Source organism: Nitrincola tapanii (assembly GCF_008368715.1).
In the GTDB taxonomy this organism is placed as follows: Bacteria; Pseudomonadota; Gammaproteobacteria; order Pseudomonadales; family Balneatricaceae; genus Nitrincola; species Nitrincola tapanii.
In genome coordinates, this window is the sequence record NZ_SMRS01000006.1 from 207,232 (window position 1) to 232,483 (window position 25,252).

General features: G+C 50.8%; 28 protein-coding genes and 1 tRNA gene. 10 read left to right on the forward strand and 19 right to left on the reverse strand.

The genetic code is table 11. From position 1 onward, the window contains the following. Positions 1-9 precede the first annotated feature (9 nt). The 4 genes from E1H14_RS09310 to zapE all read right to left on the reverse strand — a co-directional run bounded on the left by E1H14_RS09310 (position 10) and on the right by zapE (position 3,299). Positions 10-420 carry a hypothetical protein gene (locus E1H14_RS09310; RefSeq protein WP_149391189.1) on the reverse strand — a complete coding sequence of 137 codons (411 nt, stop codon included), beginning with the start codon at positions 418-420 and terminating at the stop codon, positions 10-12. Further along, positions 417-950, reverse strand: a complete 534-nt coding sequence (locus E1H14_RS09315) for a hypothetical protein (RefSeq protein WP_149391190.1) — start codon at positions 948-950, stop codon at positions 417-419. The genes E1H14_RS09310 and E1H14_RS09315 overlap by 4 nt, the downstream gene beginning before the upstream one ends. Before the next feature lie 2 nt (positions 951-952). Beyond that, positions 953-1,414: a hypothetical protein gene (locus tag E1H14_RS09320; protein WP_149391191.1), complete on the reverse strand. Its 462-nt coding sequence runs from the start codon at positions 1,412-1,414 to the stop codon at positions 953-955. 406 nt (positions 1,415-1,820) lie between these two features. Further along, entirely contained in the window at positions 1,821-3,299 is a 1,479-nt protein-coding gene (gene zapE / locus E1H14_RS09325; protein WP_149391192.1) for a cell division protein ZapE, read from the reverse strand. 298 nt (positions 3,300-3,597) lie between these two features. Here zapE and E1H14_RS09330 point away from each other — a divergent pair, with 298 nt between their 5' ends. Further along, complete coding sequence (locus E1H14_RS09330) at positions 3,598-3,840, forward strand: site-specific integrase (RefSeq protein WP_149391193.1); 243 nt, start codon at positions 3,598-3,600, stop codon at positions 3,838-3,840. 92 nt (positions 3,841-3,932) lie between these two features. On the opposite strand, the gene E1H14_RS09335 is transcribed toward E1H14_RS09330, so the two are convergent. After that, positions 3,933-4,009, reverse strand: a tRNA-Arg gene (locus E1H14_RS09335). 226 nt (positions 4,010-4,235) lie between these two features. On the opposite strand from E1H14_RS09335, the gene E1H14_RS09340 reads away from it, so the two are divergent. Beyond that, positions 4,236-4,667, forward strand: a complete 432-nt coding sequence (locus tag E1H14_RS09340) for a c-type cytochrome (RefSeq protein WP_149391194.1) — start codon at positions 4,236-4,238, stop codon at positions 4,665-4,667. 100 nt (positions 4,668-4,767) lie between these two features. On the opposite strand, the gene rep is transcribed toward E1H14_RS09340, so the two are convergent. Beyond that, positions 4,768-6,783, reverse strand: a complete 2,016-nt coding sequence (rep, locus tag E1H14_RS09345; protein WP_149391195.1) for a DNA helicase Rep — start codon at positions 6,781-6,783, stop codon at positions 4,768-4,770. A 159-nt stretch (positions 6,784-6,942) separates the two neighbouring features. Here rep and E1H14_RS09350 point away from each other — a divergent pair, with 159 nt between their 5' ends. Beyond that, on the forward strand, positions 6,943-8,475 hold the full coding sequence (locus tag E1H14_RS09350) for a putative bifunctional diguanylate cyclase/phosphodiesterase (protein ID WP_160142054.1): 1,533 nt from the start codon (positions 6,943-6,945) through the stop codon (positions 8,473-8,475). On the opposite strand, the gene E1H14_RS09355 is transcribed toward E1H14_RS09350, so the two are convergent. Then, positions 8,441-9,952 (reverse strand): YifB family Mg chelatase-like AAA ATPase, encoded by a 1,512-nt coding sequence (locus E1H14_RS09355; protein ID WP_149391197.1) that lies wholly within the window; start codon positions 9,950-9,952, stop codon positions 8,441-8,443. The two genes, E1H14_RS09350 and E1H14_RS09355, sit on opposite strands and share 35 nt — an antisense overlap. A gap of 61 nt (positions 9,953-10,013) precedes the next feature. Further along, positions 10,014-10,295, reverse strand: coding sequence for an accessory factor UbiK family protein (locus E1H14_RS09360; protein ID WP_149391198.1), 282 nt, complete (start codon positions 10,293-10,295; stop codon positions 10,014-10,016). 316 nt (positions 10,296-10,611) lie between these two features. On the opposite strand from E1H14_RS09360, the gene glnK (E1H14_RS09365) reads away from it, so the two are divergent. The 3 genes from glnK (E1H14_RS09365) to glnK (E1H14_RS09375) all read left to right on the forward strand — a co-directional run bounded on the left by glnK (E1H14_RS09365) (position 10,612) and on the right by glnK (E1H14_RS09375) (position 12,760). Continuing rightward, positions 10,612-10,950 (forward strand): P-II family nitrogen regulator, encoded by a 339-nt coding sequence (gene glnK / locus E1H14_RS09365; protein WP_149391199.1) that lies wholly within the window; start codon positions 10,612-10,614, stop codon positions 10,948-10,950. Between the two features lie 40 nt (positions 10,951-10,990). After that, positions 10,991-12,265, forward strand: coding sequence for an ammonium transporter (locus E1H14_RS09370; RefSeq protein WP_149391200.1), 1,275 nt, complete (start codon positions 10,991-10,993; stop codon positions 12,263-12,265). Positions 12,266-12,421: 156 nt separating this feature from the next. Then, positions 12,422-12,760: a P-II family nitrogen regulator gene (gene glnK, locus E1H14_RS09375; RefSeq protein WP_149391201.1), complete on the forward strand. Its 339-nt coding sequence runs from the start codon at positions 12,422-12,424 to the stop codon at positions 12,758-12,760. Between the two features lie 42 nt (positions 12,761-12,802). Here glnK (E1H14_RS09375) and E1H14_RS09380 read toward each other — a convergent pair whose 3' ends face one another. Both E1H14_RS09380 and E1H14_RS09385 read right to left on the reverse strand, forming a co-directional pair. Then, positions 12,803-14,119: a sensor histidine kinase gene (locus tag E1H14_RS09380; protein ID WP_149391202.1), complete on the reverse strand. Its 1,317-nt coding sequence runs from the start codon at positions 14,117-14,119 to the stop codon at positions 12,803-12,805. Further along, positions 14,116-14,817: a response regulator transcription factor gene (locus E1H14_RS09385; RefSeq protein ID WP_149391203.1), complete on the reverse strand. Its 702-nt coding sequence runs from the start codon at positions 14,815-14,817 to the stop codon at positions 14,116-14,118. Before E1H14_RS09385 ends, E1H14_RS09380 begins: the two co-directional genes overlap by 4 nt. Before the next feature lie 137 nt (positions 14,818-14,954). Between E1H14_RS09385 and E1H14_RS09390 the strand changes: the two genes are divergently transcribed. After that, complete coding sequence (locus E1H14_RS09390) at positions 14,955-15,344, forward strand: hypothetical protein (RefSeq protein WP_149391204.1); 390 nt, start codon at positions 14,955-14,957, stop codon at positions 15,342-15,344. Between the two features lie 38 nt (positions 15,345-15,382). On the opposite strand, the gene trmB is transcribed toward E1H14_RS09390, so the two are convergent. The 8 genes from trmB to ftsY all read right to left on the reverse strand — a co-directional run bounded on the left by trmB (position 15,383) and on the right by ftsY (position 21,836). Continuing rightward, complete coding sequence (trmB, locus tag E1H14_RS09395; RefSeq protein ID WP_149391205.1) at positions 15,383-16,108, reverse strand: tRNA (guanosine(46)-N7)-methyltransferase TrmB; 726 nt, start codon at positions 16,106-16,108, stop codon at positions 15,383-15,385. A gap of 8 nt (positions 16,109-16,116) precedes the next feature. Continuing rightward, entirely contained in the window at positions 16,117-16,920 is an 804-nt protein-coding gene (locus E1H14_RS09400) for a thiazole synthase (RefSeq protein ID WP_149391206.1), read from the reverse strand. Positions 16,921-16,993: 73 nt separating this feature from the next. Next, positions 16,994-17,194, reverse strand: a complete 201-nt coding sequence (gene thiS, locus E1H14_RS09405) for a sulfur carrier protein ThiS (RefSeq protein WP_149391207.1) — start codon at positions 17,192-17,194, stop codon at positions 16,994-16,996. A gap of 1 nt (position 17,195) precedes the next feature. Then, positions 17,196-17,570 carry a DUF423 domain-containing protein gene (locus E1H14_RS09410; RefSeq protein ID WP_149391208.1) on the reverse strand — a complete coding sequence of 125 codons (375 nt, stop codon included), beginning with the start codon at positions 17,568-17,570 and terminating at the stop codon, positions 17,196-17,198. A gap of 98 nt (positions 17,571-17,668) precedes the next feature. Beyond that, positions 17,669-18,529 (reverse strand): RNA polymerase sigma factor RpoH, encoded by an 861-nt coding sequence (rpoH, locus tag E1H14_RS09415; RefSeq protein ID WP_149391209.1) that lies wholly within the window; start codon positions 18,527-18,529, stop codon positions 17,669-17,671. Between the two features lie 139 nt (positions 18,530-18,668). Then, on the reverse strand, positions 18,669-19,646 hold the full coding sequence (ftsX, locus tag E1H14_RS09420) for a permease-like cell division protein FtsX (RefSeq protein ID WP_149391210.1): 978 nt from the start codon (positions 19,644-19,646) through the stop codon (positions 18,669-18,671). After that, positions 19,639-20,304, reverse strand: coding sequence for a cell division ATP-binding protein FtsE (ftsE, locus tag E1H14_RS09425; protein ID WP_149391211.1), 666 nt, complete (start codon positions 20,302-20,304; stop codon positions 19,639-19,641). The genes ftsX and ftsE overlap by 8 nt, the downstream gene beginning before the upstream one ends. A gap of 23 nt (positions 20,305-20,327) precedes the next feature. Next, on the reverse strand, positions 20,328-21,836 hold the full coding sequence (ftsY, locus tag E1H14_RS09430) for a signal recognition particle-docking protein FtsY (RefSeq protein WP_235017432.1): 1,509 nt from the start codon (positions 21,834-21,836) through the stop codon (positions 20,328-20,330). A 96-nt stretch (positions 21,837-21,932) separates the two neighbouring features. On the opposite strand from ftsY, the gene E1H14_RS09435 reads away from it, so the two are divergent. Both E1H14_RS09435 and rsmD read left to right on the forward strand, forming a co-directional pair. Continuing rightward, positions 21,933-23,087 carry a hypothetical protein gene (locus E1H14_RS09435; RefSeq protein ID WP_149391212.1) on the forward strand — a complete coding sequence of 385 codons (1,155 nt, stop codon included), beginning with the start codon at positions 21,933-21,935 and terminating at the stop codon, positions 23,085-23,087. 42 nt (positions 23,088-23,129) lie between these two features. Continuing rightward, a complete protein-coding gene (rsmD, locus tag E1H14_RS09440; RefSeq protein ID WP_149391213.1) occupies positions 23,130-23,789 on the forward strand; it encodes a 16S rRNA (guanine(966)-N(2))-methyltransferase RsmD in 660 nt (219 codons plus the stop codon). Here rsmD and E1H14_RS09445 read toward each other — a convergent pair. Further along, entirely contained in the window at positions 23,767-24,450 is a 684-nt protein-coding gene (locus tag E1H14_RS09445; protein ID WP_160142055.1) for a TetR family transcriptional regulator, read from the reverse strand. The two genes, rsmD and E1H14_RS09445, sit on opposite strands and share 23 nt — an antisense overlap. Before the next feature lie 292 nt (positions 24,451-24,742). On the opposite strand from E1H14_RS09445, the gene coaD reads away from it, so the two are divergent. Then, positions 24,743-25,228 (forward strand): pantetheine-phosphate adenylyltransferase, encoded by a 486-nt coding sequence (gene coaD / locus E1H14_RS09450; protein WP_149391215.1) that lies wholly within the window; start codon positions 24,743-24,745, stop codon positions 25,226-25,228. Positions 25,229-25,252 lie beyond the last annotated feature (24 nt).

Below are 25,252 nucleotides of genomic sequence, written 5' to 3' on the forward strand. Positions count from 1 at the left end.
AAAAATTTATCAATCAACAGCATTAGCTGTTAAGAATAAAGATTTCTCCAATGATGTAAAAAAATCCTGATAATGCTTTGGATCTTCAATTGGCGTAACGTTGAATTGCGCATTTGCCCTAACAAGGGTCTGTGTCTCGCCTCGAGGGCGAAGAGATACTGTAATTCTGATTTGATAACCATCCAATTTTAACGCCGTTACTGTGCCTAGAACAGCATCAGCTCTTTCAATAACAAAACCCAAATCCTGCAGGGTAGATAAAGTTGCCCTCATCACCATTTCTTGACTATTCGTATCAAAGACACGTGACTGATAGCTTCTTGTTTCCAGTTGGGAAGCACTACTATCAAGAACCCTCTGATTACCAGCAACACACCCAGTAAGAAAAAACATCAATAACAATATAGAAATATATTTCATACTTTTTGTGCCTCAAGAAATACTGATTTAGACAGCTGTTCAAAGAACTCTGTATATAGCTCGGGATCATCTAAGGTTTGCGCAATCGCTGAACCATCAGACCTTCTAATTACTCGCTGAAAAGTAACTCGAACTAGATGCCTATCTTCAGCAAGAACACCTCCCTCATATAACTCTGGACGGACAACAAGAGACACTCGTATTGTTTGATCTTTACTAATGGCCATATTACCGCCACCTAATGCAGCCACAAGAATTGCAACCGCAATTTCTCCAGCATTAGTTGCATCACGATCTTTTCTTGCTGTTAACAACCCAACCTTAGATTCAGAATTCTCAAGATTGAAACCAAGATCTTGTAGAACATTAGAACTTGCAATCAATATATCTGTTTCTGAAATACCTTCAAATCGTCTTGTCGACAACTGTCGTTGCTCTAACTGAGCAGATGTTACAGAAAATGTATTTTCTGGAACCGTTACACAACCAGATAATGCCAATACAAAAACAAGTGCTATTAATTTACGCATTATTAAAACCTTGATGTATGATATGCAAAATCACGGACAAGCTTATTCTCGTCAAAACGAATAATAACCGTAAGAGTCCTCTGACTAGTTGATGATGCGCCAGCTGATGAACGCGTTCCGAAACCCGATCCTCCAACAGCACCAGAACCAAAACCAAGTATCAAAGCATCAACACCACCACTGCTTGTAGAGTAAGCTTTATCTGTTGCAATCTTGTCGTAAATCCAAACCTCTCGACGCAACTCGTCTGTTGAGACAATATTTGGCGAGCCTAATGCTTGCGCCACATCAGCTCCACTCATACCAATTTTAATTTCTTTTTGAACAGTTCCGACTGTTACACGGTCAGAACTATCATCTTGGACGTTAGCTCTATGCTGCGCTGCAGTTTGGCAACCAGAAAGCACAACAAACGAACTAAACAGCAAGGAGAGTGCTAAGGACTTGCTCCATGTATTTTTCATACACCACCTCGTTGATTTCCCTATAGAATTCTTTTTTACTGCCTGTAGGGGATTTAGAATTAAACCGTCGCGTGATTATGCAGTTTGCTCAAGGAATGTCTAGAGCTCTTAAGCAACCTGAACCAAAAACTCTCCTCCGGTCCCTTTCCACCCTCCACTGTGACCAGATTGTGCCACTTTTCTACCCTGAACCGGAGAAGAATAATACAACTATGTTGTCACAACAGCTTAAAATTCAATAAATCATAACCAATTGATATTAAATGATTTACGACCTATCCATGTTGTAAAAAGGTTGTACTTTTGTTGTATGAAGAATCACACTCTGAAAACGCTCTAAAAAGCATAAATTCCCTAGGTAAAAATCTGCCATAGGTTCAATGGATTGCAAGGTAAAGAGCTTTCGTCATTGCCGTCCCCATTCCTTTCCACCCATTTCTACCAACCGAGACGCGGCTCGTCGAAAGGAAAAGGCGAGATCATTGGCGGCCGATAATTGTGCCAGTGACACGCCACTTCGACCCGTCGCAGACCACTCAAATTCTTCACCCTCTTTGGTGCGAATCATGGTCGTCGCAAAGGAACTCGAGTTTCCCCCCTTCTCACTGACAAACAACTCTTCATTTCCATCACTGCTTTCAACTTGCGCTTCAAACTCGACAAATAATTCATCGAGCGGGACTTTTGCCGCTAGCACCAAGCGGGTGCGAGATTCATAACACACGTCAATGAGGGTCACGAATCGTCGCGCTTCGTCGAGGTGATTGGCGTCTAATTGCGGCACCCGGTCCATGATGAGGACCTGAAATCGGTCGCAGAGGGAAATATAATCGGCCGCGCCGAGTGGTTGGTAGCATAACTCGGAAAAGTCAAACCAGGCGCATCGGTCATTCAATCGGGCGACCTGGACGGTGCGACCGAAGGGTACGTGAATGGCCTCGGCCTCAGTTCCGGATGCAGTGCCACCAAATATTTCTTTCAACTGCGCCTGCATGTTGTTATCACTATTATTATCGCCGTGAACATCCTTGTTTGACCAAAAATAGGATTGACCATCAGCTCGAGTTTCGAGTCGATAATCCTTGGCGGAATCCTCCATGGAGATAATGTCGAACGTGTGTTTTAACATGTCTATGAATGGCAAAAAGAGGGATCGGTTAATGCCTCCCTCATACAAGGCATCGGGGGAGCGATTCGAGGTGGCCACCACCACGACATTCCAATCCAATAATAATAAAAAAAGTCGTTTCAAAATCATGGCATCGGCAACGTCTGTTACTTGAAATTCATCGAAACAAAGGAGTTGGGCTTCCTGTGCCAATTGCTGCGCAATGATGGGTATCGCATCATCTCGTGGGTGCTTCTGTTTGTAGACAAAGATTCGATGATGGACGTCTAGCATGAATTCATGAAAGTGGACGCGGCGTTTGGTAATTTTTACGTGTTTGAAGCTGTGGCTGTCATTATTACAGCAAGAATCATCAGGAACATTAACCGACGCGTAAAAGAGATCCATTAGAAAGCTCTTGCCGGCCCCGACCGGTCCATGAATGTACATGCCTCGCGGTGGTGGAGCAAAAGACCACAAATGGAATTTCTTTCGAAGAAAGGACTGAACGGATGCCAAGGATCGCGTCAGTAACAGCGGACTGCTGCTTGTAGAGCTGCTCTCTGTCGGTCTGTCGGTGCGCACGGGTACTGGTGGGAGCGAGGTAAGAGACTCGTGCAGGGCATCGAGTTTTGCCGCCAGAGCGACTTGCGCGTCATCTCGTCGCACCTCCCCCGCATCCACCTTGCGTTCATACGCCGCTGTCACGGGGCCTGTCGGGAGGGATCGCCGAGCGACGCGATGTTGTGCTGCCATATTCTTCATCACCGTCTTCATCATCAACCTGATGAGTTTATCAACATGGTAAGGAAAGTACGATCAAGTCGGCTTCTTCCCGCTTTTTTCGATTGTCTCAGGTCTAGGGATTTATTCGCAATTTACTTAGTAAAAATCCATTGTAAGATCCTAGGGTCAATATGAAGGGTAGCAATGCCAATAGATCAATTATTGATCAAATGCTAAGGGACCAGCGATTAAAACATCTAAATTTTTAAAACAACTTAAAAGAGATCACCCCGATTTTGCGCTCAAAGAATTTGTACCAAGAGATATTCGAAGAACGGTCAAGACTCTTATGGGTAAAGCTGGGCTTGGTATTGAAATTAGGAATCGCCTTCAGAACCATGCGTTAACTGATGTAGCCTCTGTACGTTATGATCTCTTCCATTATTGGAAACAGAAGAAAGAGGCCTCTGCAATTTGGGAAGACTGGCTTATCAAAAATGTTGTCGAGCCATCGACCAAGCTACCCGAACCTGTTAAGAATGGACAGCCAATGTCTTTCGGTTTGCGTGATGACGCGTTTGATAAAGGATAGGAGTAGTTTTCCTCAAAGGGGACTCATGAGGGGACTAAATTCTGGGGAGGGAAATTCCCCAAAAAAAATACACCTTTGAAAACAATAATTTATGGCGCGCCCGGAGGGATTCGAACCCCCGACCAACAGGATCGGAACCTGCTACTCTATCCAGCTGAGCTACGGGCGCATAAGGTGGGTGACACTGGGCGCACAGTTTACGCATTCACCCCGATCTTGCCAAGACCTACGCCCTAAGAACTATTTACTACGCATTTCCGTAAGGGCATTTTGTCGGTATAATCCGCAGTTGATTTTTTAAGCAGTCCTGTCTCACCCTTACACGGCATTCAGCTCAGGGGACTCTGACAGACACCGCTGCAACCCCATTTATTACGAGTGATGAGGTCTAAAACGTGAACACTTTCGCTGCTAAAGCTGCTTCTGCGCTATGCACTCTGGGATTGAGCGTGGTTCTGGCCACCTCTGTATATGCGGCCGTTGACCGTGATGCCATGATTGAGCGCATCAAACCTCACGGGCAGGTCTGTGTTCAGGGTGATGACACCTGTGGTACAGCCTCTGCTGCGGCACCTGCTGCGGCGGCCGGTCGTTCTGCTGCCGATATCTACAACCGCTCCTGTGCGGCGTGCCATGCATCCGGCATTCTCGGATCCCCTAAGTTTGGTGACGGTGAAATGACCACCCGCTTGAACGAAAAAGGCATGGATACACTGTTGGCGCATGCGATTGAAGGTTTTAACGCTATGCCACCACGCGGAACCTGTGCAGACTGTTCAGACGACGAAATCAAAGATACGGTTCAGTACATGCTGGATAACGATTAATTCGTATCCTGGTACTGCAAGAGGCGGCCCAACTAGATGGCCGCCTTTTTTATGTCTCACGTTAAGAGTTTACGCCGCATGAAGCTGCAAATCACCGCGCTCAGAAGTCGTCTAACAGGCTTTTCAAACTATTGAGGGTGGCACGTCCGCGCACGCGGTTACTTTCTGCAGATCCTTGGCCGCGCCCTTCATGTTCCAGATCTTCGGCAGGCAGCTCATCCAGAAAACGGCTCGGTGTACACTCGATCGCTTCACCAAACTGGCGGCGCTTTCGGGCTAAGGTCAAGGCCAGAGTTTGCTGAGCGCGCGTAATCCCCACATAGGCTAAACGCCTTTCCTCTTCAATGGTGTCCGCCTCGATACTGTTGCGATGCGGCAGCAGATCCTCTTCCACTCCCATCAAGTAGACATGCGGGAACTCCAGCCCTTTTGAAGCGTGTAATGTCATCAACTGGACTCGATCTGAATCATCTTCCTCTTCTTGGCGATCCAGCAGATCTAACAGAATTAAGCGTGCGATGGTTTCTTCAATACCCGCGTCTGAGTTCTCTTCTTGCAGGCGCTCCAGTGTGGATTTTAAGGAATCGACCAGAAACCAAACGTTCTGAATACGCTTTTCCGCCGTGGTTTCACTGGCACTGTTCTGACGTATCCAGCCTTCATAATCGATGTCTGAAATCATCTGCCGTATGGCTTCGATGGGATCACCCTGCTGACAGGTTTGATACAAGGCTTGCATCCAACCACAAAAACGCTGCACCCGCTCCAGAGCCTGACCACTCAGGACTTGCGCCAAGCCCAGCTCTAATCCGGCATCAAACAAAGCCAAGTTGCGAGAGGAGGCATACTCACCCAATTTCTCCAAAGTGGCCGGACCAATTTCACGACGCGGCAGGTTAATAATGCGTAGGAAAGCGTTGTCATCTGCGGGATTGACCAACAACCGCAGATACGCCATAAGATCCTTGATCTCGGCACGCGCAAAAAAGGAGGTCCCCCCACTGAGTTTATAAGGAACTTGGTAACTCTGGAGCTTCATTTCTAAAAGTCGTGATTGATGGTTGCCACGGTACAGCACCGCAAAATCACGAAAGGGGATGCGTTGGCGCAGATGGCGATCCAGGATATCGGTCGCAATACGATCCGTTTCGGCCTCCTCACTGGCCGTATGAAGAACGCGGATCGGCTCTCCAAAGCCTTTGTCACTCCACAGCGTTTTTTCAAATACATGCGGGTTATGGTTGATCAAGATGTTCGCGACCTTCAGGATGCGGCCGGTGGAGCGATAGTTTTGCTCTAACTTCACCAGATGTAAGCTAGGGAAATCCTGTTGCAGCTGTGCCAGATTCTCAGGACGCGCTCCGCGCCAGGCATAAATCGACTGATCATCATCCCCCACGACCGTGAGCGCACCGCGCCAACCCACCAATTGGTGGACTAAACGATATTGGGAAAGATTAGTGTCCTGGTACTCATCCACTAGAAGATAACGGATACGTCGTTGCCATCGCTCCAAGACTTCGGGCTGTGTGGCAAAGACTCGCACGGGGAGCAAAATCAAATCATCAAAATCCACTGCATTATAGGCACGCAGATGGCGCTCATAGGCTTCGTAAGCCCGTGCTGCCAAAATCTCATTTGGCATACGTGCCTGCTCCAGCGCTTGCAGGGGTGTCCACATCTCATTTTTCCAATTGGAGATCTGGTGCTGCACCGCGCCGACTTGATCCGTGTCCTCGTTATGATGCATCAACAGATCACGTAACAACGCCTTGGAATCCTGATCATCAAAGATAGAGAAGGTCGCACGTAAGCCTAAACTCTTGTGCTCTTTACGCAGGATGTTGAGCCCCAAATTATGGAAAGTCGAAACCGTTAAGCCACGCCCTTCACGCCCTTGTAACAATTGCATGACACGCTCTTTCATCTCGCGAGCGGCCTTGTTGGTAAAGGTCACCGCTGCGATATGGCGGGCTTCATAACCACACTCTTTAATGAGATAAGCGATTTTTCGGGTAATCACGCTGGTTTTGCCTGAACCCGCCCCCGCGAGCACCAGCATGGGGCCGCCAATGTAATGCACTGCTTCTGTTTGCCGAGCGTTCAGTTGGGTCATGAGTTTTTAGAAAAGCTAAAACAAAACAAGTGTTTGAATTGAGAGGACTGCATGGTAATCTCAGCCGTATCAACCTTTAGTCGTGATTATGACACGGACTTTGCACCCAGCGGAGTGTGGCTGCACAGGATGCGCAGACAGTACAGGGGTATCAGGCCTATGCCTAGTGAAATTGTGCCGGATGAAGATATACCGCAGCTACATCTCATTTTGGTCGATCCGCGCAACCATCAACGCTCGCTGGAAGATGTCTCCGCACATCTACCTCTCGGCCTCGCACTCAGAGGCTGTCACTCCTTAGCGGCTGCCGAAACCTACCTAGCTCCGTCTGGACAAAACTACCTGCTTTTGCCGGTGAATAAAAATGTTTTTAGTACCCTGCATCAGCTACAAACACACGATCCTTTAACCGGTGTCGGCAATCGACAATTTTTTTATAACCACCTGCAACAGGAACTGCGCCAGCTCGACATTCAACACTCCCTGGCCCTGATTAGCCTCGATATTGATAACTTCTCATCGCTCAATCATCAATATGGCCATGATGCCGGGGATCGCTTGGTCGCCGCCCTAGCAAAGCGTTTGCGTAAATGTAAAAACGGTCTTTACCTCTCCCGCATCGGTGGGGATGAATTTGCCCTGCTGCTGAAAACACCCGCAGGTGATCTGGCGCGCCGCAGCGTCAAAACCTTTATCGAAGAGATCATCAGTCGTCTGTTGCCAGCCTTTCAATTAGATGAACGGGAAATCCCCCTCTTCTGCAGTATTGGCGTGGCCCTGGCTCCGCAACAACAAACGGAATTTGATGCACTGATTCGCTGTTCCAGCCTGGCACGCAAACGCGCCAAACGTTTGCGCGGCCACAGTTATGCCATTTTTGATGACCGTCAGGATCATACCAGCCATCATCTGATCGACCTCGAACCCGAACTCTGGAAAGCCTTGCAACAACAGGAGTTCACCCTGTTCTACCAACCTCGGGTCTGTCTGCGTAGTGGTGAAATTTGTGGTGCAGAAGCCCTCATTCGCTGGCAACATCCGGAACGCGGCCTCATCACGCCCGACACCTTTATTCCGATTGCTGAGCGTAGTGGTTTAATCGTGCCGATCGGTTATTGGGTGATTGAACGCGCCGGACGCGACTTAAAGCGCTTAACGGCTGCCGGGTTACAAGGCCATCTCGGTGTGAACCTCTCTTTCCGACAGTTCCAAGATGGTTATCTCGCGAATACGATCGAACGCCTGATTCAGCAACAAGACATTAATACGAGTATGCTCGAATTTGAGCTGACCGAAACCGCGCTGTTTAGTGATGAACATCATGTTCGCCAATGTATGGAAACCCTAGGCGCACTCGGCGTGGAGTTTTCTCTGGATGATTTTGGAACAGGTTACTCCTCATTTTCCATGCTGCAGAAGCTGCCGATTAGCACCTTAAAAATCGATAAGTCCTTTGTGGCGGGCATTGGACAAAACTCTGATGATGAAGAGATCGTGCGAACCATCATCAGCCTGGCCAAGAATCTGCAAAAAAAGGTGATTGCCGAGGGTGTCGAAACGCCTCAACAACTGGCCTTTCTACAACACCTTAACTGCCCCTTGGCACAGGGTTATGCCTTTAGCCCTCCCGTGGATCTCGACACCTTCCTTGAACTACTCAACCAGCCGAACCTCCTGGCGCAGTGCCTCTAAAAGCCAAAGCCTCAAGCAGGTGGTGGCGTTGAATCTCGGCCGCAGCCTCTAGATCGGCTAGTGTTCGTGCCACGCGTAAAATTCGATGGCAAGCACGTGCCGACAAGCCTAAACGTTCAGCCGCCTGAGCCAGCAACAAGGCCTCGGTGGCTGCTAGCGCAGCATGCTGATATAAGTCAGCACCCTGTAAACCGCGGTTACTGTAACCCTGGCGCTGCAGCTGCCGAGACCAAGCCGCGACCACGCGCGCTCGCACCTGAGTGCTCGATTCCTGACCTGCCGCCGCCTGTAACAAACTCTTCGCCGGTAAAGCGTTGACCTGGATTTGTAGATCAATCCGATCCAATAAAGGCCCAGAAAGACGACCCTGATAACGCCGAATCTGCTCCGGTGAACAGCGACAGCGGCCTGTGCCATCTTGAAAATAACCACAGGGACAAGGATTCATCGCCGCTAACAACTGAAAATGTGCCGGAAAGGTCACCTGACGTTTAGCTCGGGAGATTAAAATATCCCCCGTTTCCAAAGGCTGACGCAACACATCTAAAACTCGGCGCGGAAACTCGGGTAACTCATCCAAAAATAAGACGCCCAAATGGGCTAAGCTGATCTCGCCTGGGCGAGGAATGCCCCCACCGCCCACTAGAGAGATGGCGGATGCGGTGTGATGCGGCGCGCGGTAAGGACGTACACCCGCGCAGACGGCACTCACGGGCAACCCGGCAATGGAATGCAGACTGGCAACCTGTAAGCGCTCGGCGGGTGTCAGCTCTGGCAAGATACCGGGCAAACAGGAGGCCAATAAACTCTTACCACTGCCAGGCGGTCCGCTCATCAGAAGATTATGCTGTCCAGCCGCAGCGACTTCGAGAGCACGCCGAGCCTGCTGCTGACCACGCACCTGCTCCATATCTGCACCAACATGCCTGACACATCCCATTACCGGCTCGATGGTGGTTAAGCGCTGACGTCCTTGTAGGTGATCACAGACCTGCAGGAGATGGGAAGCAGCCAGCACGGAGGTGTCCTGCACACAACCGGCTTCCTGTGCATTATCTTGTGCCACAAGCAGCTGCCGACCCGCCTTTTGCGCCGCCAACATCGCGGGCAAAACTCCGGTTACACCACGCAGTTCACCGGATAAGGCTAACTCCGCCAACCATTCATATTCGTGTACAGGCACTTTTTTCAGTTGTTGTGACGCACAGAGAATACCTAAAGCGATCGCCAGATCATAACGTCCCCCCTCTTTGGGCAGATCTGCTGGAGCAAGATTAATGGTGATACGCCTTTGTGGAAATTCAAAACCTGCCGTTAATAAGGCACTACGCACCCGATCTTTGCTTTCACGCACCGCCGTTTCGGGTAAACCTACGATAGATAAAGACGGTAAACCGCCGGAGAGATGAACTTCGACCGTCACCAAGGGTGATTCCGTGCCTAAAACCGCACGGCTATAGAGAATGGCAAGTGACATAGTTTTCTTCCCTGATTTGAGGGCATTCGATCCTTAAATGCCCTGTGTTATGCCGCAACCCTCAGTCTGACGCCGGTTCCTGAGCCGATCTTTCTACCTGCAACTCAGCCTCCAGTTGCGCCACAGTTTCTTCCAATGCTTCTAATTTTTCACGCGTTCTCAGCAAAACAGCTTTTTGCGCTTCAAACTCTTCACGCGTGACCAAATCCAAACGATCAAAGGTTTGCTGCAACAAGGCTTGCACCTGATGCTGGAGGGCCTTCTGGCCTGGTAACTCAGGTGCTTTACTCAATAACTGGTTGAATTGCTGAGATAAACCCTCGGCAAGCTTATGGGGAATCATGCTTATCTCCATCTCTTAAATTGACTTGCTTAAAAGCTTAACCCATCGCCGTCTGGCCTGCATCTCAGAAATAGCGCGAATCTTCGCACCATAATAGTGCGTGCACATTTTTTGTGCACTAAAAGCGCGGCACTCCCCTTTGGTGCACTGCGATGATCGCCTGACCAAAGCGTCAGATTTTATGTAAGTCAATGTTTTATATTGGTTTGTTGTTTTTGGCACAGCTTTCGCTTTAATCCGACCAAGCGATCCCAAGTTGGTGCCAATACTGACCCAACCTGGAATCAGCCTTTTTCTATCTTAGGGAGACATACAGATGAAACTGGTTTCAGCAATCATCAAGCCGTTCAAGTTGGACGATGTGCGCGAAGCACTCTCCGATATCGGTATTCAAGGTATCACCGTGACCGAAGTAAAAGGTTTCGGTCGTCAGAAAGGCCACACTGAGCTCTATCGTGGAGCTGAGTATGTCGTGGATTTCCTGCCTAAAGTCCGTATCGATGCAGCCGTCGCTGACGATGTTGTGGATCAGGTTGTGGAAGCCATCAGCAAAGCCGCCCAGACCGGAAAAATCGGTGACGGCAAGATCTTTGTGATGCCTTTGGAACAAGTGATCCGCATTCGTACCGGCGAATCGGGCCACGACGCTCTTTGATCTTTACGCTTTAGAATTACGCCTGATGGAGGGCTGAATAATGGAAGATTTAATTCTTACCACCGCTGAAGAGGTTAAACACCTCGCGTATGCGATAGATACCTTCTACTTCCTGATCTGTGGTGCACTGGTCATGTGGATGGCTGCAGGTTTCGCGATGCTCGAAGCCGGTATGGTGCGTGCTAAAAACACCACTGAAATCCTGACCAAAAACGTCGCACTCTTTGCCATCGCAGGTACCATGTACCTGCTGTGTGGTTACTATCTGATGTACAGCTCGGATGAAGCCGGCATCATTCCAAGCTTCGGTGCTCTGATCGGCGATGAAAACAGCCTCGCGGATGTACTCTCCGGTGATGAAGATGCGCCTTATTATTCTATGCGCTCTGACTTCTTCTTCCAGGTTGTGTTCGTAGCGACCTGTATGTCCATCGTTTCGGGTGCGGTTGCTGAGCGTATGAAACTCTGGGCGTTCCTGGCCTTTGCGGTTGTCATGACAGGCTTCATCTACCCAACCAGCGGATACTGGACTTGGGGCGGTGGTTTCCTGGATGACGCAGGTTTCTCTGACTTCGCAGGTTCCGCTATCGTTCACATGGCAGGTGCTTCTGCTGCTCTGGCCGGTGTTCTGGTACTGGGTGCACGTAAAGGCAAATATGGCAAAGACGGCCAGATCAATGCGATCCCAGGTGCGAACATGCCACTGGCTACTCTGGGTACCTTCATCCTATGGATGGGTTGGTTCGGCTTCAACGGTGGTTCTGAGCTGAAAATGTCTGACTTTGACTCTGCCAACAACGTGGCTCAGGTGTTCGTGAACACGAACGCTGCGGCAGCAGGTGGTGTCATTGCGGCTCTGATCTTTGCTCGCCTGTGGTTCAAAAAAGCGGATCTGACGATGGCGCTGAACGGTGCACTGGCAGGTCTGGTATCGATCACTGCGGAACCTCTGGCGCCAACGGCTCTGGGTGCTACCATCATCGGTGCCATCGGTGGTCTGATTGTTGTCGCCTCTATCGTGACTCTGGATAAACTGAAAATCGACGATCCAGTCGGTGCTATCTCGGTTCACGGTATCGCAGGTATCTGGGGTGTTCTGGCTGTGCCTTTCACCAACGAAGACGCTACTTTCGGTGCTCAGATCCTGGGTATCGTTGCCATCTTCCTGTGGGTGTTCATCGCAAGCTTGGTGGTGTGGTACATCATCAAAGCCATCATGGGTATCCGTGTCAGCGAAGAGGAAGAGTACGAAGGTGTGGATATCACAGAATGTGGTATGGAAGCTTACCCAGAGTTTGTTTCTACTAAGAAATAAGACTCTCGCTTCCTGCAACACCCCATAAAAAAGAAGAGGAGCCCAAGTGGCTCCTCTTCTCTTTTGTGCGTATGGCCAGGTTTACAGGTATACTTTAGTTTTTAGACTTAACTGAACACTGCTGCTCTATCTCAGCAGTTATCTGAGGAGTTTTCCATGAAGCTGATCTCTGCTGTCATTAAACCGTTTAAACTGGATGATGTGCGTGAAGCACTCTCCGATATTGGCATTCAGGGTGTCACCGTCACTGAAGTGAAAGGCTTTGGCCGCCAGAAGGGTCATACCGAACTTTATCGTGGTGCGGAATATGTCGTGGACTTCTTACCGAAGGTCAAAATTGAAGTGGCTGTGGATGATGATATGCAGGAGCAAGTCATCGAAGCCATCAGCAAAACGGCCAATACGGGTAAGATCGGCGACGGTAAAATCTTTGTCACCCCTCTTGAGCAGGTCGTGCGTATTCGTACTGGCGAAACCGGTCCCGACGCACTCTAAGTGTTCGCGACAGAGGCCGCAATCTAGCTCGGCCTCTGTTCATCAACGGATTGAGTCTTTTAAATCCGGCAGATACAAAATCACACGCAACCCACCCTCCTGCGGATTCTCTAATCGAATCTCTCCGCCTAAGGCTAGGACGGCACGCTTCACAATACTCAACCCTAAACCATAACCTTCACCCGTTGAAGCGGCCCCCCGAACAAAGGGCTGAAACAGCTGCTCTAACTGCGCTTCGTCAACACCGGGCCCCGTATCTGTCATCGTGACTTGGCAACCTGCTTGTGATGGCAGTGCCTGGATCTGGATCTGCGTGCCCGCTGGAGTATGTTTTAAAGCATTATTCAACAGATTGCTCAAAATGCGCTTGAGTAGCAGGGGCGAAGTGTAGCTGTTTAAAGTTTTTGGCTGCACCTGAATACTCAGGTGGTGCTGAGGATGTGTGAGCGCAGCATCCTCTTGTAACTCACTCAATAACTCAAACAATGAACAGGACGCACGCTCTTGCGCTTGCTGCTCCAATCGTGACCAAGACAAAAGCTCATCAATCAACTGGGTTAAGACCTGACATTCACGATTGATCTTATCGACCCAAGGGTTAGCCTCGGCGCGCTGCTCCAACAAACCGGCCGCCAGTTGTAAGCGTGTCATGGGTGCGCGTAATTCATGCGAAACGTCCTGTAACAAGCGTTGCTGTGACGTTAAGGTGCGCTCAACATAGTCAGCCATCCGATTGAATTCACGCGCCAATTCTCCAATTTCATCTTGGCGCTGACTCAGGTGTCCCTGGGCGCGACTGCTGAGATTTTGTTGATCGTAGAGATTCCGGGCGTGGCGGCGCAGTTGATTCACGGGGCGTACAATTAAAATACTGACCAAAAACGCCATCAAGGCGGCGACCAGCAACACCCAAAGCATCTGCAAAGATAGGGCAAAACGCATCATCTGCTCCATCTGAATGCGTTCAGGTGGAATACGTAGCTCAACGAGGTAGCTTTGCCCCGAATCCGATTCCAAAGCAAAACTGCGGAGTGCAGGCACGGCATCTAGGCCGCGCAAGGGCTGGATCACTTCACCGGAATCCAGATGGGTAATTTGCATGGCGAGACGTTGCCGCATCATTTCTCGATCCTGGCGCTCACGCTCATGGCGCATCTCGATTCCCGAACCTCGGACACCACGCTCATACCGCTCGATAAACAACTGCGCCTGATGCGCTGCGCGTGCATCCAACATATCTCGCGAATGCTGATTGGCATTGCTTGCCAGCAATAGCCAAAACAAACCGCCCATCAATAAACTGGAGAGCAACCAAGCAGATAAAAAAATCTTCCAGAAAAGATGCTGATACCATTTCATGTGCCGGACTCCAACACCCAAAGATAGCCCTGACCACGTACCGTTTTGATCAGTTCGGCCGCTGGTATGCCCGCCTGATCCAACTTCTGGCGCAGACGACTGACATGCACATCCAAGGCTCGATCATAAGCGGTCAACTTCCGATGCAAAACACGCTCCGTAAGCAACTCTTTGCTCAAAACCTGGCCCGGATGACGCATAAACTCATGCAACACATTAAACTCAGCGCTCGTCAATTCCAGCACCTGGCCATGACACAAGACTTCACGACGCCCTGCATCTAACGCGATACCGTGACTGCACAGCACCGAATTCTCCTGAACGGCCGGCTGGCTCCGGCGCAACACAGCACGCACTCGGGCTAACAGCTCACGTGGATTACAAGGCTTCGGCAGATAATCATCCGCGCCCATTTCCAGCCCAAGAATACGATCTATCTCTTCCCCTCGCCCCGTGAGCATAATCACTGGCGTTTGGATGCTGGGACGTAAGCGCTGCAAGAGTTCTAGACCACTCATGCCGGGCATCATGATATCCAAAATCAGCAAGTCATAACTTTCGCCCTGCTGTAAGCGCTCTAACGCCGCCTGACCACTCTGCACCGCAGCGACTTGATAGCCTTCATGTCGCAAGTATTCGCTCAACAGCTCACCTAACGCCAAATCATCATCAACGAGTAACAGTTGTTCTGGTTTCATCTACAGCACCTCTCTAAAGACATGATATAGCGAAATCTGTAGCGCCTCAGGTTCTTTACTCAACTTTACGCTTTGCTAACCCTACTTTGCAGGCGGACTCTGCATACTTAATCCATCAAAACACAGGAGAAAACACCATGAAAAAGTTACTGATGACCACCACCGCCCTGCTGTTGAGCGGATTGATCTTGAGCCCTTTAAGTTTTGCCGAGAGCACTCAAGACACACGCCAGCAAAAACATCTAGAGCAGATGCAAGAGCGTTTACAGTTAAGCGCAGAGCAGACCGGCAAGATCCAGGCGCTTTGGCAGAGCAAGCAGGCTGAGCGCGAAGCTCATCGCCAGCAGATGCAAAACAAAATGGCTGAGATCCTGACCCCTGAGCAGATGGAAAAAATGCAAAATTGGCGTGAATCCGGCTATTCAGGTATGGACGGAAAAGGTGGCAAAAAAGGCAAGATGATGCGCGGTGACTGTGACGGTGAACGCCCACAGATGCGCCAGCGCATGGGAAGAAGTGCTGAGTAATCGCACTGAATCGGGAGGCTTAAGCCTCCCGATGGGTATTAAGCGATACGCGTAAAGATCAAATCCCAAACACCGTGGCCCAGTTTTTCACCACGCGCTTGGAATTTTGTCACAGGCCGCCAATCAGGCTGAGGTGAATACTCTCCACTTCCCGCAGCATTAGTGTAACCCTCAGCCGCACTCATCACCTCCATCATATGCTCGGCATACGGCTGCCAATCAGTCGCCATATGAAAGTGTCCACCGACTGCCAATTTCTGACGAATACGCTGGGCAAATTCAGGCTGAACAATCCGGCGCTTATGATGGCGCTTTTTCGGCCAAGGATCGGGGAAGAAGAGCTGAAGCCCCTGCAGACTGGCATCGGGAATACACCGCTGCAAGACCTCAATCGCATCCTCGCAGTAAACACGTAGATTCGTGATACCCTCTTCACCGGCACGCGCAAGTAAACGTCCAACCCCTGGGGGATGCACCTCGATGCCAATAAAATCTTTTTCAGGCATCTGTCGTGCCATTTCCAGCAAAGAGTCTCCCATACCAAAACCGATTTCGATCACCACTGGAGCTTGGCGTCCAAACACCTGGGAAAAATCCAACATCCCTTGTTCCAGGGTCAGCCCATATTGCGACCAATAGAGCTGCATCCCGCGCTCCTGACCTTCCGTCATGCGCCCCGCACGCACCACAAAGCTGCGCACACTTCGGCGTTTAGGTTCAGTCGCTTCTGCGTTGGGCGTATGGGTTTCTATCTCTGTATTCATCTGGCTACTCATGCACGCGTGATCAGACTACTGTCCAAGGGAGAAGAGGCACTGGCATAACGCTTACGCGGCATACGCCCAGCCAAATAGGCTTCACGTCCCGCTTCAATCGCTTTGCGCATCGCCTGAGCCATGAGCACAGGTTTTTGTGCCGCCGCAATGGCGGTATTCATCAACACTCCAGCACAGCCCATTTCCATCGCAATCGCGGCATCGGATGCGGTGCCCACACCGGCATCGACAATAATCGGCACCTGTGCATTTTCTAGGATGATTTGAATATTATGTGGATTCAAAATACCCAAACCAGAACCAATCAGTGATCCCAGTGGCATCACCGCAACACAGCCCATCGCTTCCAGCGTCTGTGCCACTATCGGGTCATCGTTGGTATAGACCATCACTTTAAAGCCATCAGCCACCAGGGTTTCAGCTGCTTTGAGCGTTTCCACTATATTGGGATAGAGAGTTTTGTCATCGCCCAAAACCTCAAGCTTCACCAGATCATGGCCATCCAACAGCTCTCGTGCCAAACGGCAGGTTCTCACGGCATCAGCGGCGGTATAGCAGCCGGCGGTGTTCGGCAAAAGCGTGTACACATCCGGTGAAATGACATCTAAAAGATTCGGCTCACCTGGATTCTGGCCAATATTGGTACGACGCACCGCAACGGTGACGATCTCAGCGCCACTGGCCGCAATGGCCGCACCGGTTTCTGCTAAATCTTTATACTTTCCCGTACCCACCAACAAGCGTGATTGGTATTCGCGGCCGGCAATCACCAGCGCATCGGACTGCTCTAATTCTGTCATTTGATTATCCTGTTGGTTGTTCTGTGAGGGGCTTTAGTTAGAAGAGCACAAAATTGTCGTGCCCGCACCCACCTTAACCGCCGCCAATTGCCTGCACGACTTCGACCTGGTCGCCCGGCTGTAACCGAGTGGTCGCATGCTGGCTACGTGGAACTATCTCTAGATTCAGCTCAACCGCTACACGTTTCCCTGCTAATCCCATGCTTTCCAGCAGAGTGCTCAGACTCGTGTCTGCCGCTAACTCATGATCCTGTCCATTTAAATAGATCTGCATCCTAGTGCTCCTGTCGCCACTGAGAGAGTGCAAGGAACACCCAGCCCAGAATAAAGGCTAGGCCTCCAAAAGGCGTAATGATACCGAGCTGACGCCAACCTGTCAGCGTCATTGCATAGAGACTGCCGCAGAAGAGCAGCACACCCAGTAGAAAACTGATACCGCTCCAGAGCAACCACCGGTTCGCTTGACGCTGAGCCAAAAGCGCAACGGCCAGCAGCGCCAATGCGTGCCAGAACTGATAACTGACAGCCGTTTGGTAGACCGTTAATTGCCGTGCATCTAGCACCGCAGCCAGGGCATGGGCACCAAAAGCACCCAAAATGACCGCGAGCATCCCCAGTAACGCTGCGATGATTAGAAAACCTCGTGCCATCTTTTTCCCCTCAAAAATCGAGATTATGCGACTCGAAAAACAGGCCTCTAGAAAAAAAGAAAGCCGCTCGATGGCGGCTTCTGAGGCGGGTTACAGCGTCAAGCGATGAGCGTAATCGCCTCACGTACCTTTTTCATCGCGTTTTTTTCGAGCTGACGAATACGTTCGGCCGACACATCATACTTGGCTGCCAGGTCATGTAGTGTTGCCTTCTCATCTGCCAACCAACGCTGTGCCAAAATGTCTCGGCTACGTTCATCCAAAGCAGAAAGTGCCTGATGCAGCTGACGCTGTGCACTCTCTTCCCAGTTACTGGCTTCCAGTTGAAGTGCCGGATCGGCCTCTTCATCTTCTAAATACTGCGAGGGTGACCAGCTGCTCAGCTCTTCGTCTTCACCCAAGGGCGCATCGAAGGCCGTATCAGTTGCCGCCATACGGCCTTCCATCTGACGTACAACTGCACTATCAACCCCTAAATCCTTGGCGACGGCATCGACCTCATCATTGCTCATCCAACTCAAGCCTTTTTTCTGCGAACGCAGATTAAAGAACAGCTTACGCTGGGCTTTAGTGGTCGCCACCTTGACGATACGCCAGTTGCGCAGAATGAACTCGTGCATTTCTGCTTTAATCCAGTGCACAGCAAAAGACACCAGACGCACACCCACCGTTGGATCAAAGCGTTTCACCGCTTTCATTAAACCGACATTACCTTCTTGGATCAGATCACTCAGTGGCAATCCATAACCTGAATAAGACTTGGCGATGTGCACAACAAAACGCAGGTGGGACAAAACCAACTGACGTGCCGCCTCCAAGTCATTCTGGTAAAACAACCGCTCTGCCAGCGCTCGTTCCTCTTCTGCATTCAGAATCGGAATAGTGCCCACAGTCTGAACATAAGCATTCACGTTGCCACCCGGTGACAGTTGTTCTACAACACGCAAGCTTGTGCTCATGAATTATGTAACCTCATTTAATATTCAGTTTTACCGCCGCTTCAGACCACAAAAATCTGAGAAAAGTTCCCCAGATGTATCGGATCGCGTTTTAAGCTGACGCTGAAAAATAGCGGCCTCGTTGCGGAAATGCAAGCCCTTAAGAGGGCTCGATTTCGCGTAGATGGCGTCCTGTCGAAACAAACGCACCTAACCAACCCAAGGCAACACCTATAGCGATGAGTGTTGTCAAACCTTGAGCGCCCAAACCTTGTAAGCTGAAGCTGCTCATGTACAACTGCGCTAAACGATCCACAGGCGCTCGAATCATTTCCATCGCTAAAAACACCAGCACAGACGCCAGTATCGCTCCACACAGGCCTAACCAGAAGCCCGTATAGAGAAACGGACGCCGCACCCAAGCATCGGTTGCGCCCACCAGTTTGGTCACGATAATTTCATCTCGGCGGCTTTCTAAGGTCATACGCAGTGTATTGCCGACAATCAACAAGACCGCTAAGGCCAAGAGACCACTCACCACCCAGGTAAAACGTTCCAAGACATTGAGATAGGCTCCTAAGCGCTGCAACCACTCTAAATCGAGTTGCGCCTCTTGCACTTCAGGCAAGACGGACAGTTCCTGTTGCAAACCCTGTAAGGCCAAAAGCGTGTGATCTGTCGGCAGCACCAGAATCACAGCCGGTAAAGGGTTACGTTCAAACAGGCTGATCAGATTGGCAAATTCGGAATAGCGTGCAAAGTCTTGTAACCCCTTATCACGATCGATCAGCTCGACACCGGATAAACCCGGGTGCAACATCAGCTCCAAGCTCATCTGCTCGGCACGCTCATCACTTACCTGCTGATGGAGATACAGGCTAATCCGTGGATGCGTATCCCAGCCTGCGGCAAACTGTTGCACATTATGCACCACCGTCCACATAAAACTGGGTAAGGCCAGAGCTATGGCCAACACCGCCAACGTCATAAAGGACGCTAAAGGGGTTCGTAGAATACGTTGCAAGGACGTCAGGGCGACGGACAGATGGTGACGTAACCAACTGCTGAGACGATTGCGCTGACTGACGCGATGTACTTGAGCACCCCGCCGCGCGACGGTATTGGATTTCTCAGCCACCCGACACCAACCTTCCGCCACGTAGAACCAGAGTTCGGCGCTGCATGCGGTTAATTAAAGACAAATCATGGCTGGCAATTAATACCGTCGTCCCGATCCGATTGAACTGTTCAAACAGACGCATCACATCTTCCGAAAGCTGAGGATCCAGGTTACCGGTTGGCTCATCCGCGAGTAGCAATTTGGGCTTGTGCACTATGGCACGGGCAATCCCAACGCGCTGCTGTTCACCACTGGACAGGGTGATCGGATTTTGCTTCTCCCGCATCAACAACCCGACTTTATCCAAGGCGGCACGCACACGACGCGCCGCATCTTGTGGATCATAACCCGCGATCTGCAAAGGCAGGGCAACATTGTCAAAGACACTGCGGTCGAACAGCAGCTGATGGTTCTGGAACACCACGCCGATACGCCGTCTGTGCCAAGCGATCTGATGCCGGGGCAGCACATTCAACTCTTGATCTCCGACCCAGACCTGCCCACGCGAAGGGCGCTCCATCAGCATGATCAACTTTAGAAGCGTACTTTTGCCGGCACCTGAATGTCCGGTCAAGAAAGCCATTTCACCCGACTCTAGGGTGAAATCCACGCCGATCAAGGCATCATGCCCCTCAGCATAACGTTTGCCGACATTGGTAAAGCGTATTTCGGCCATAGATTCGCCGCTCCTACTGCGGTTTAGTCGAACAGCGCTTGCACAAACTCATCGGCGGAAAAGGGACGCAAATCATCGATCTGCTCACCCACCCCGATAAATCGGATTGGCAATTCAAACTGTTTGGCAATGGCGAAAATAATGCCGCCCTTCGCCGTACCATCAAGCTTAGTCAGAGTAATGCCCGTCACCCCTACAGCTTCACGGAACTGTTTAGCCTGGCTGATCGCATTTTGACCAGTCCCGGCATCCAACACCAACATCACTTCATGAGGCGCCTGTGGATCGAGCTTTTTCATCACCCTAACCACTTTCGACAGCTCGTTCATGAGATTGTCTTTGTTTTGTAAACGACCGGCAGTATCGGCGATCAGCACATCAATGCCTTTGGCCTGAGCAGACTGCAACGCATCAAAGATTACGGATGCGGAATCGGCTCCGGTATGCTGTGCCACCACGGGCACCTGATTACGCTCACCCCAAACCTGCAACTGCTCAACCGCCGCCGCACGGAAAGTGTCTCCAGCCGCCAGCATCACTGACTTGCCTTCAGCCTGCAAACGCTTAGCCAGCTTACCTATGGTTGTGGTTTTACCCACACCATTCACACCTACCACTAAAATGACCTGAGTCCCTTGACCGCTGACTAGGTTCAGCGGCTGCTGTACCGGCTGCAGTAAAACAGACAACTCACGTTTCAGAGCCTGCTGCAAAGCGGCAGGGTCTTTTAATTCGTTTTTCTCAACGGCTTCGTTCAAGCGCCCGATAATTGCCGTGGTGGCCTCTACCCCCACATCTGCCATCAACAGCAATGTTTCCAGCTCTTCCAGCAGATCTTCATCAATACTTTGACTGCTGCCGAACAACTCCCCGATTTGAGTTGTGAGGCTGGCTTTCGTACGGCTCAAACCGGAACGAATACGCTCAAACAACCGCTGCTTACGCTGCTCCGGTGCTTCGCTCGGTGCGGCAGTCACCACAGGGGCCGCCACCGCTGGCTCTACAGGTGCTTCCGGTGCCGAAGGCACTGGTGTAGCGGGTTCGAACTGTTTCGTTTCAGAGGGTGCTTCAGCCACCTCAGTTTCAACCGCAGGGATTTCAAGCTCTCGTGCCGGTGCCACGGCAGCAGAGGTTTCCAGGGTAGCCGAATCGGCAAACGCTGCATCAGTCGCTGTGACGTCTTGGCGTACTTCTGTGACAGGCGTGGCGGGGATTACAACCTCTACTTCCGCAAGCCTAGACGTGCTTTCCGCAGCCACTTCGGCCTGAACACTGGTCTCTGGCTCAAGAGGTGCCGCTGCTATCTTCTCCTGGCTGACAAGGTCTTGCACCTCTGGCAGCGTCTCAGCTTCCTCAGCGGGGCGCGCGGGCGGCACCACCGACTCATCTTGCGTCTGTGCATCCGCCTGAGGACTCGGCTTTAAGAAAACATAAAGCGCGATCACTAAAACCAACGCCAGACCACCGGCGATATAAGGCAAAAGGGCAGGATCTAAGCCCATACCCAGCATCCAGTTATACAAAGATTCCATAGACTTTAAAGGCTCGTCAGTTGCAGAGTAGATAGTGTTAATTCATTTCGGCTATCTTAACACAGAGCGCGCGCCATCAACCAAACGGGAAACGTTATGTCTGTATCGGATTACAAACCTCTATTCAATCGCCGTTATCTCTATTGGTTGATGTGGATTGTGGCCATTGCCATCGTGCTACTCAACATTCCAACCGCTGAGAAAGAAGATGCGGGCTTTACCTTCTACTATCTCCAGGAAGCCGATCTCTATGGCATGCAAACGCCTGCAAGCGACACCGTACAGATGGAGTGGCTGCTACAACTCCCTCCGGCTTTTAATCGCGAACAACGCTTATTACACGCCGAGCTGCAGGCTAAATTACAACAGATCGAAGCAGATTGGCTGATCCGTTATAACGCCCTATCGGGCCACTGGGAAAAAATTCAACGTGCTGAGACCTTAGGCCTACGTTGGCGAGGCAATGTTTCGCTCAGCCCTGAACGGCTCCAAGAACTCAGTGATGAGCTGGCGGAATCCTTTCAAAGTCAATCCATTCAAGATGAACGTTGGTATGCGCAAGCCGCCGCGCACATACATCTAGATCTGCAAAGCCCGGAAAATCGTCTATTAGCCGAGCTGGGCAACTGGCTCCAACCGGCTTGGCAGGATCAAGATTTGCAATGGTTACGTCTATACAGCGCGGCAGAACGCCCCGCTGCAGCTGAAGCCCTTCCAGCACCACAGACCCACTCAACACCCCACACGCTTGCCCCGCATTCAGGTGAGATGCAGGGTTATCAAAATCAACGCTGGTGGCTAATAGCCTGGCCCTTAGCGACCCATCCTAGCCCACAAGAACTGGCTCTCAGCCGTCTCGCTGCGAGCCGACTTCAGCGCTATTTGGAGCAGGAAACAGAGATTCAGCACTACCGTCTACTCTGGCAACCCAATCAACGCCAAGGCTATCTGGCCTTGATCTTAAGCTTGCCGGAAAGCAGTGATCTCTCGACAGAGGAATGGCTTGAGCAGCTCAGACACAAGATTGCTGATAGCCGTCTCGATGAACACTCTGCTCGCCTAGGCGGCTTAGAGGAAGCCACGGCAGCACGCCAAGCGCTGGAATTAACTGCTCGATTTCGCTGGAGTCTCGACAGCTACCCTCTGTTTCAGGATACTTTGCGCACCCATTCATCGGATGAGATACAGGCTTGGCTAGAAGCGTTGCTCACTACGCCTGCCGCGGTGCATTGGGTACTGAACCCCTATTAAGCTCAATTCGAGTTGAGCACAGCGCACAGGATTTTGCATTTCATGAGTCGCCACAATCGTGCTGCACGCCCTCGCCCCCAAGCAGCGGCGGCAGAAACGTCGAGCTTAAGAATCATTGGTGGCCTCTGGCGCAGTCAGAAACTACCCTTCCCCGAAATTGAAGGCCTACGCCCAACACCGGATCGTGTGCGTGAAACCCTATTCAACTGGCTGCAAACTCTGACGCCTGGTGCACAGTGCCTCGATCTTTTTTGTGGTAGTGGTGCCCTGGGGTTTGAGGCGCTATCGCGTGGCGCAGCATCGGCTACCTTTGTGGATGCCTCACCTGAGGTGATTGCTCAGATTCGCCGCAATCTACAGCGCTTAAAAGCCCAAAACGGAGAGGCCCACTGCCGCTCCGCGTTAGATTGGTTAGAGGAAAAAATGGCGGATCAAGAAGCCACTTATGATCTTGTTTTCCTCGATCCGCCTTTTCATAAAGACCTGATCCGCCCGATTGCGACTCTACTGGAGTCGCGAGGCTTGCTCAGCAATGCCGCGATGATCTATATCGAAACCGAAAGAGATTGGACGCCACAAGGTCTACCCGATAACTGGAGCCTGTATCGTGAGAAACAGGCAGGGCAAGTAGCTTACCGGCTGTACCAACGTGAAGATCTTGGCTTGGAAATGACCGATCTTAGCCCGCTGCCAAGCCTCTGATCAGCGCCTGAATTAAATGCTCAATCGCTTCCGGTAGTTCATAGTCTAAGACGTCAGAGCTGTGCTCCTCGGCTGTGATCTCCTGCAGCGGCGATGGCTCAGCATTCGGGCTGAAAAGGGCCGGTTGAACGGCTTCGCGCAACAGAGCATGCAGAACCGCCGCCAGACTCTCTGCAAAAGGCTGAGTCGAAAACTTCTTTTTCAGCAGTTTCTTTTTCCGTGCCTGCTTCAAAAATGCGAGTAAGTGGCTTAAGCACAAGGCCTGATCCGCTTGCAGCCGCGCATAAACGCCGGCCAACTCAGCTTGATCCGGCTGCAACCAAAACAGCCGATAGGTCAGACGCAATGCCGGTCGACTTAATACCGCGCGCAACACGCCACGCAGGTAATCGGCCAAAGCTTGCACAGGATCCTGACGGATAGCCTGCTGTTGCTCAACAAACTGCTGTTCAAACGGCATCTCGTGATGAAAATACAGACTTTCTAAAAGATGATCACGGTTACGAAAGTGCCAATACACAGCACCATGCGTTACCCCTGCCTGAGCCGCGATCTGCTTGAGAGAGACCTGGTGCAGACCTTGCTGGGCATACATGCGTAACGCCGTGTTTAAAAGATTCAAACGGGTTTGTTCCGCTTCTTCGGGAGTTCTTCTGGGCATGACTTTTCCTGATTTATCCTTGTTTTTAACCAACATACCTGTGTGAGGGAAGGTATGACTATCCGTTTTTCTCATCTGCTTGCAAGCCTTGGACAGTCGATTTCATCAAATCGTCATCTTCAGTGTAGAAAGATTCATGGCAATTCCCTCAGAATTTATATAACTATATTTTATGCTAAAACTATTTTTTATTCTTTTTTAGAAAATACTCATGCACTTTTTGTATTTGTACCATCTCTCTGATTGGGCTAAGATCCGCGCACGTATTCAGCTGATACTTCTGGGGATATAAATGAACACGGCAGTGTATCCCGGCACCTTTGATCCCATCACCAATGGCCACACTGACCTTGTCGAGCGTGGCTGTAAGCTATTTGATTGGGTCGTGGTGGCCGTTGCAGAAAGTCCAAAAAAACGCCCATTACTGCCTTTGGCGCTGCGTGTTGAACTGGCTCAACAAGCCTTGTCACACCTGCCCAATGTGCGCGTGGTCGGTTTTAACTGCTTGTTGGCGGACCTTCTGCAGCAAGAGCAAGCGAATATTATTTTGCGCGGGCTGCGCGCGGTTTCAGATTTTGAATATGAGTTCCAATTGGCGAATATGAATCGCCGTTTGAGTCCTCAGATTGAAAGCCTGTTCCTGACACCTGCGGAGCACCTGAGTTATATTTCGTCTACCCTGATCCGTGAGATCGCCTCTCTCGGTGGCGACGTAAGCCAGTTTGTTCACCCTAAGGTCTCTGCAGCGTTGGATACTTACCTGCAGCACACCAATTGATAACGAGTTAATGAGGTAGCCGTC

Coding starts and splice junctions, on each gene's coding strand:
- zapE (WP_149391192.1), bottom strand. CDS start 3,299: ATGAAGACGGTGATGAAGAATATGGCAGCACAACATCGCGTCGCTCGG.
- E1H14_RS09400 (WP_149391206.1), bottom strand. CDS start 16,920: ATGACAGAATTAGAGCAGTCCGATGCGCTGGTGATTGCCGGCCGCGAA.
- E1H14_RS09320 (WP_149391191.1), bottom strand. CDS start 1,414: ATGAAAAATACATGGAGCAAGTCCTTAGCACTCTCCTTGCTGTTTAGT.
- ftsE (WP_149391211.1), bottom strand. CDS start 20,304: ATGGCCGAAATACGCTTTACCAATGTCGGCAAACGTTATGCTGAGGGG.
- E1H14_RS09330 (WP_149391193.1), top strand. CDS start 3,598: ATGGGTAAAGCTGGGCTTGGTATTGAAATTAGGAATCGCCTTCAGAAC.
- thiS (WP_149391207.1), bottom strand. CDS start 17,194: ATGCAGATCTATTTAAATGGACAGGATCATGAGTTAGCGGCAGACACG.
- E1H14_RS09355 (WP_149391197.1), bottom strand. CDS start 9,952: ATGTCACTTGCCATTCTCTATAGCCGTGCGGTTTTAGGCACGGAATCA.
- E1H14_RS09350 (WP_160142054.1), top strand. CDS start 6,943: ATGCCTAGTGAAATTGTGCCGGATGAAGATATACCGCAGCTACATCTC.
- E1H14_RS09310 (WP_149391189.1), bottom strand. CDS start 420: ATGAAATATATTTCTATATTGTTATTGATGTTTTTTCTTACTGGGTGT.
- E1H14_RS09370 (WP_149391200.1), top strand. CDS start 10,991: ATGGAAGATTTAATTCTTACCACCGCTGAAGAGGTTAAACACCTCGCG.
- E1H14_RS09445 (WP_160142055.1), bottom strand. CDS start 24,450: ATGCCCAGAAGAACTCCCGAAGAAGCGGAACAAACCCGTTTGAATCTT.
- E1H14_RS09385 (WP_149391203.1), bottom strand. CDS start 14,817: ATGAAACCAGAACAACTGTTACTCGTTGATGATGATTTGGCGTTAGGT.
- E1H14_RS09315 (WP_149391190.1), bottom strand. CDS start 950: ATGCGTAAATTAATAGCACTTGTTTTTGTATTGGCATTATCTGGTTGT.
- ftsY (WP_235017432.1), bottom strand. CDS start 21,836: ATGGAATCTTTGTATAACTGGATGCTGGGTATGGGCTTAGATCCTGCC.
- glnK (WP_149391201.1), top strand. CDS start 12,422: ATGAAGCTGATCTCTGCTGTCATTAAACCGTTTAAACTGGATGATGTG.
- E1H14_RS09435 (WP_149391212.1), top strand. CDS start 21,933: ATGTCTGTATCGGATTACAAACCTCTATTCAATCGCCGTTATCTCTAT.
- rpoH (WP_149391209.1), bottom strand. CDS start 18,529: ATGAGCACAAGCTTGCGTGTTGTAGAACAACTGTCACCGGGTGGCAAC.
- coaD (WP_149391215.1), top strand. CDS start 24,743: ATGAACACGGCAGTGTATCCCGGCACCTTTGATCCCATCACCAATGGC.
- rep (WP_149391195.1), bottom strand. CDS start 6,783: ATGACCCAACTGAACGCTCGGCAAACAGAAGCAGTGCATTACATTGGC.
- E1H14_RS09410 (WP_149391208.1), bottom strand. CDS start 17,570: ATGGCACGAGGTTTTCTAATCATCGCAGCGTTACTGGGGATGCTCGCG.
- E1H14_RS09380 (WP_149391202.1), bottom strand. CDS start 14,119: ATGAAATGGTATCAGCATCTTTTCTGGAAGATTTTTTTATCTGCTTGG.
- glnK (WP_149391199.1), top strand. CDS start 10,612: ATGAAACTGGTTTCAGCAATCATCAAGCCGTTCAAGTTGGACGATGTG.
- E1H14_RS09390 (WP_149391204.1), top strand. CDS start 14,955: ATGAAAAAGTTACTGATGACCACCACCGCCCTGCTGTTGAGCGGATTG.
- E1H14_RS09360 (WP_149391198.1), bottom strand. CDS start 10,295: ATGATTCCCCATAAGCTTGCCGAGGGTTTATCTCAGCAATTCAACCAG.
- trmB (WP_149391205.1), bottom strand. CDS start 16,108: ATGAATACAGAGATAGAAACCCATACGCCCAACGCAGAAGCGACTGAA.
- rsmD (WP_149391213.1), top strand. CDS start 23,130: ATGAGTCGCCACAATCGTGCTGCACGCCCTCGCCCCCAAGCAGCGGCG.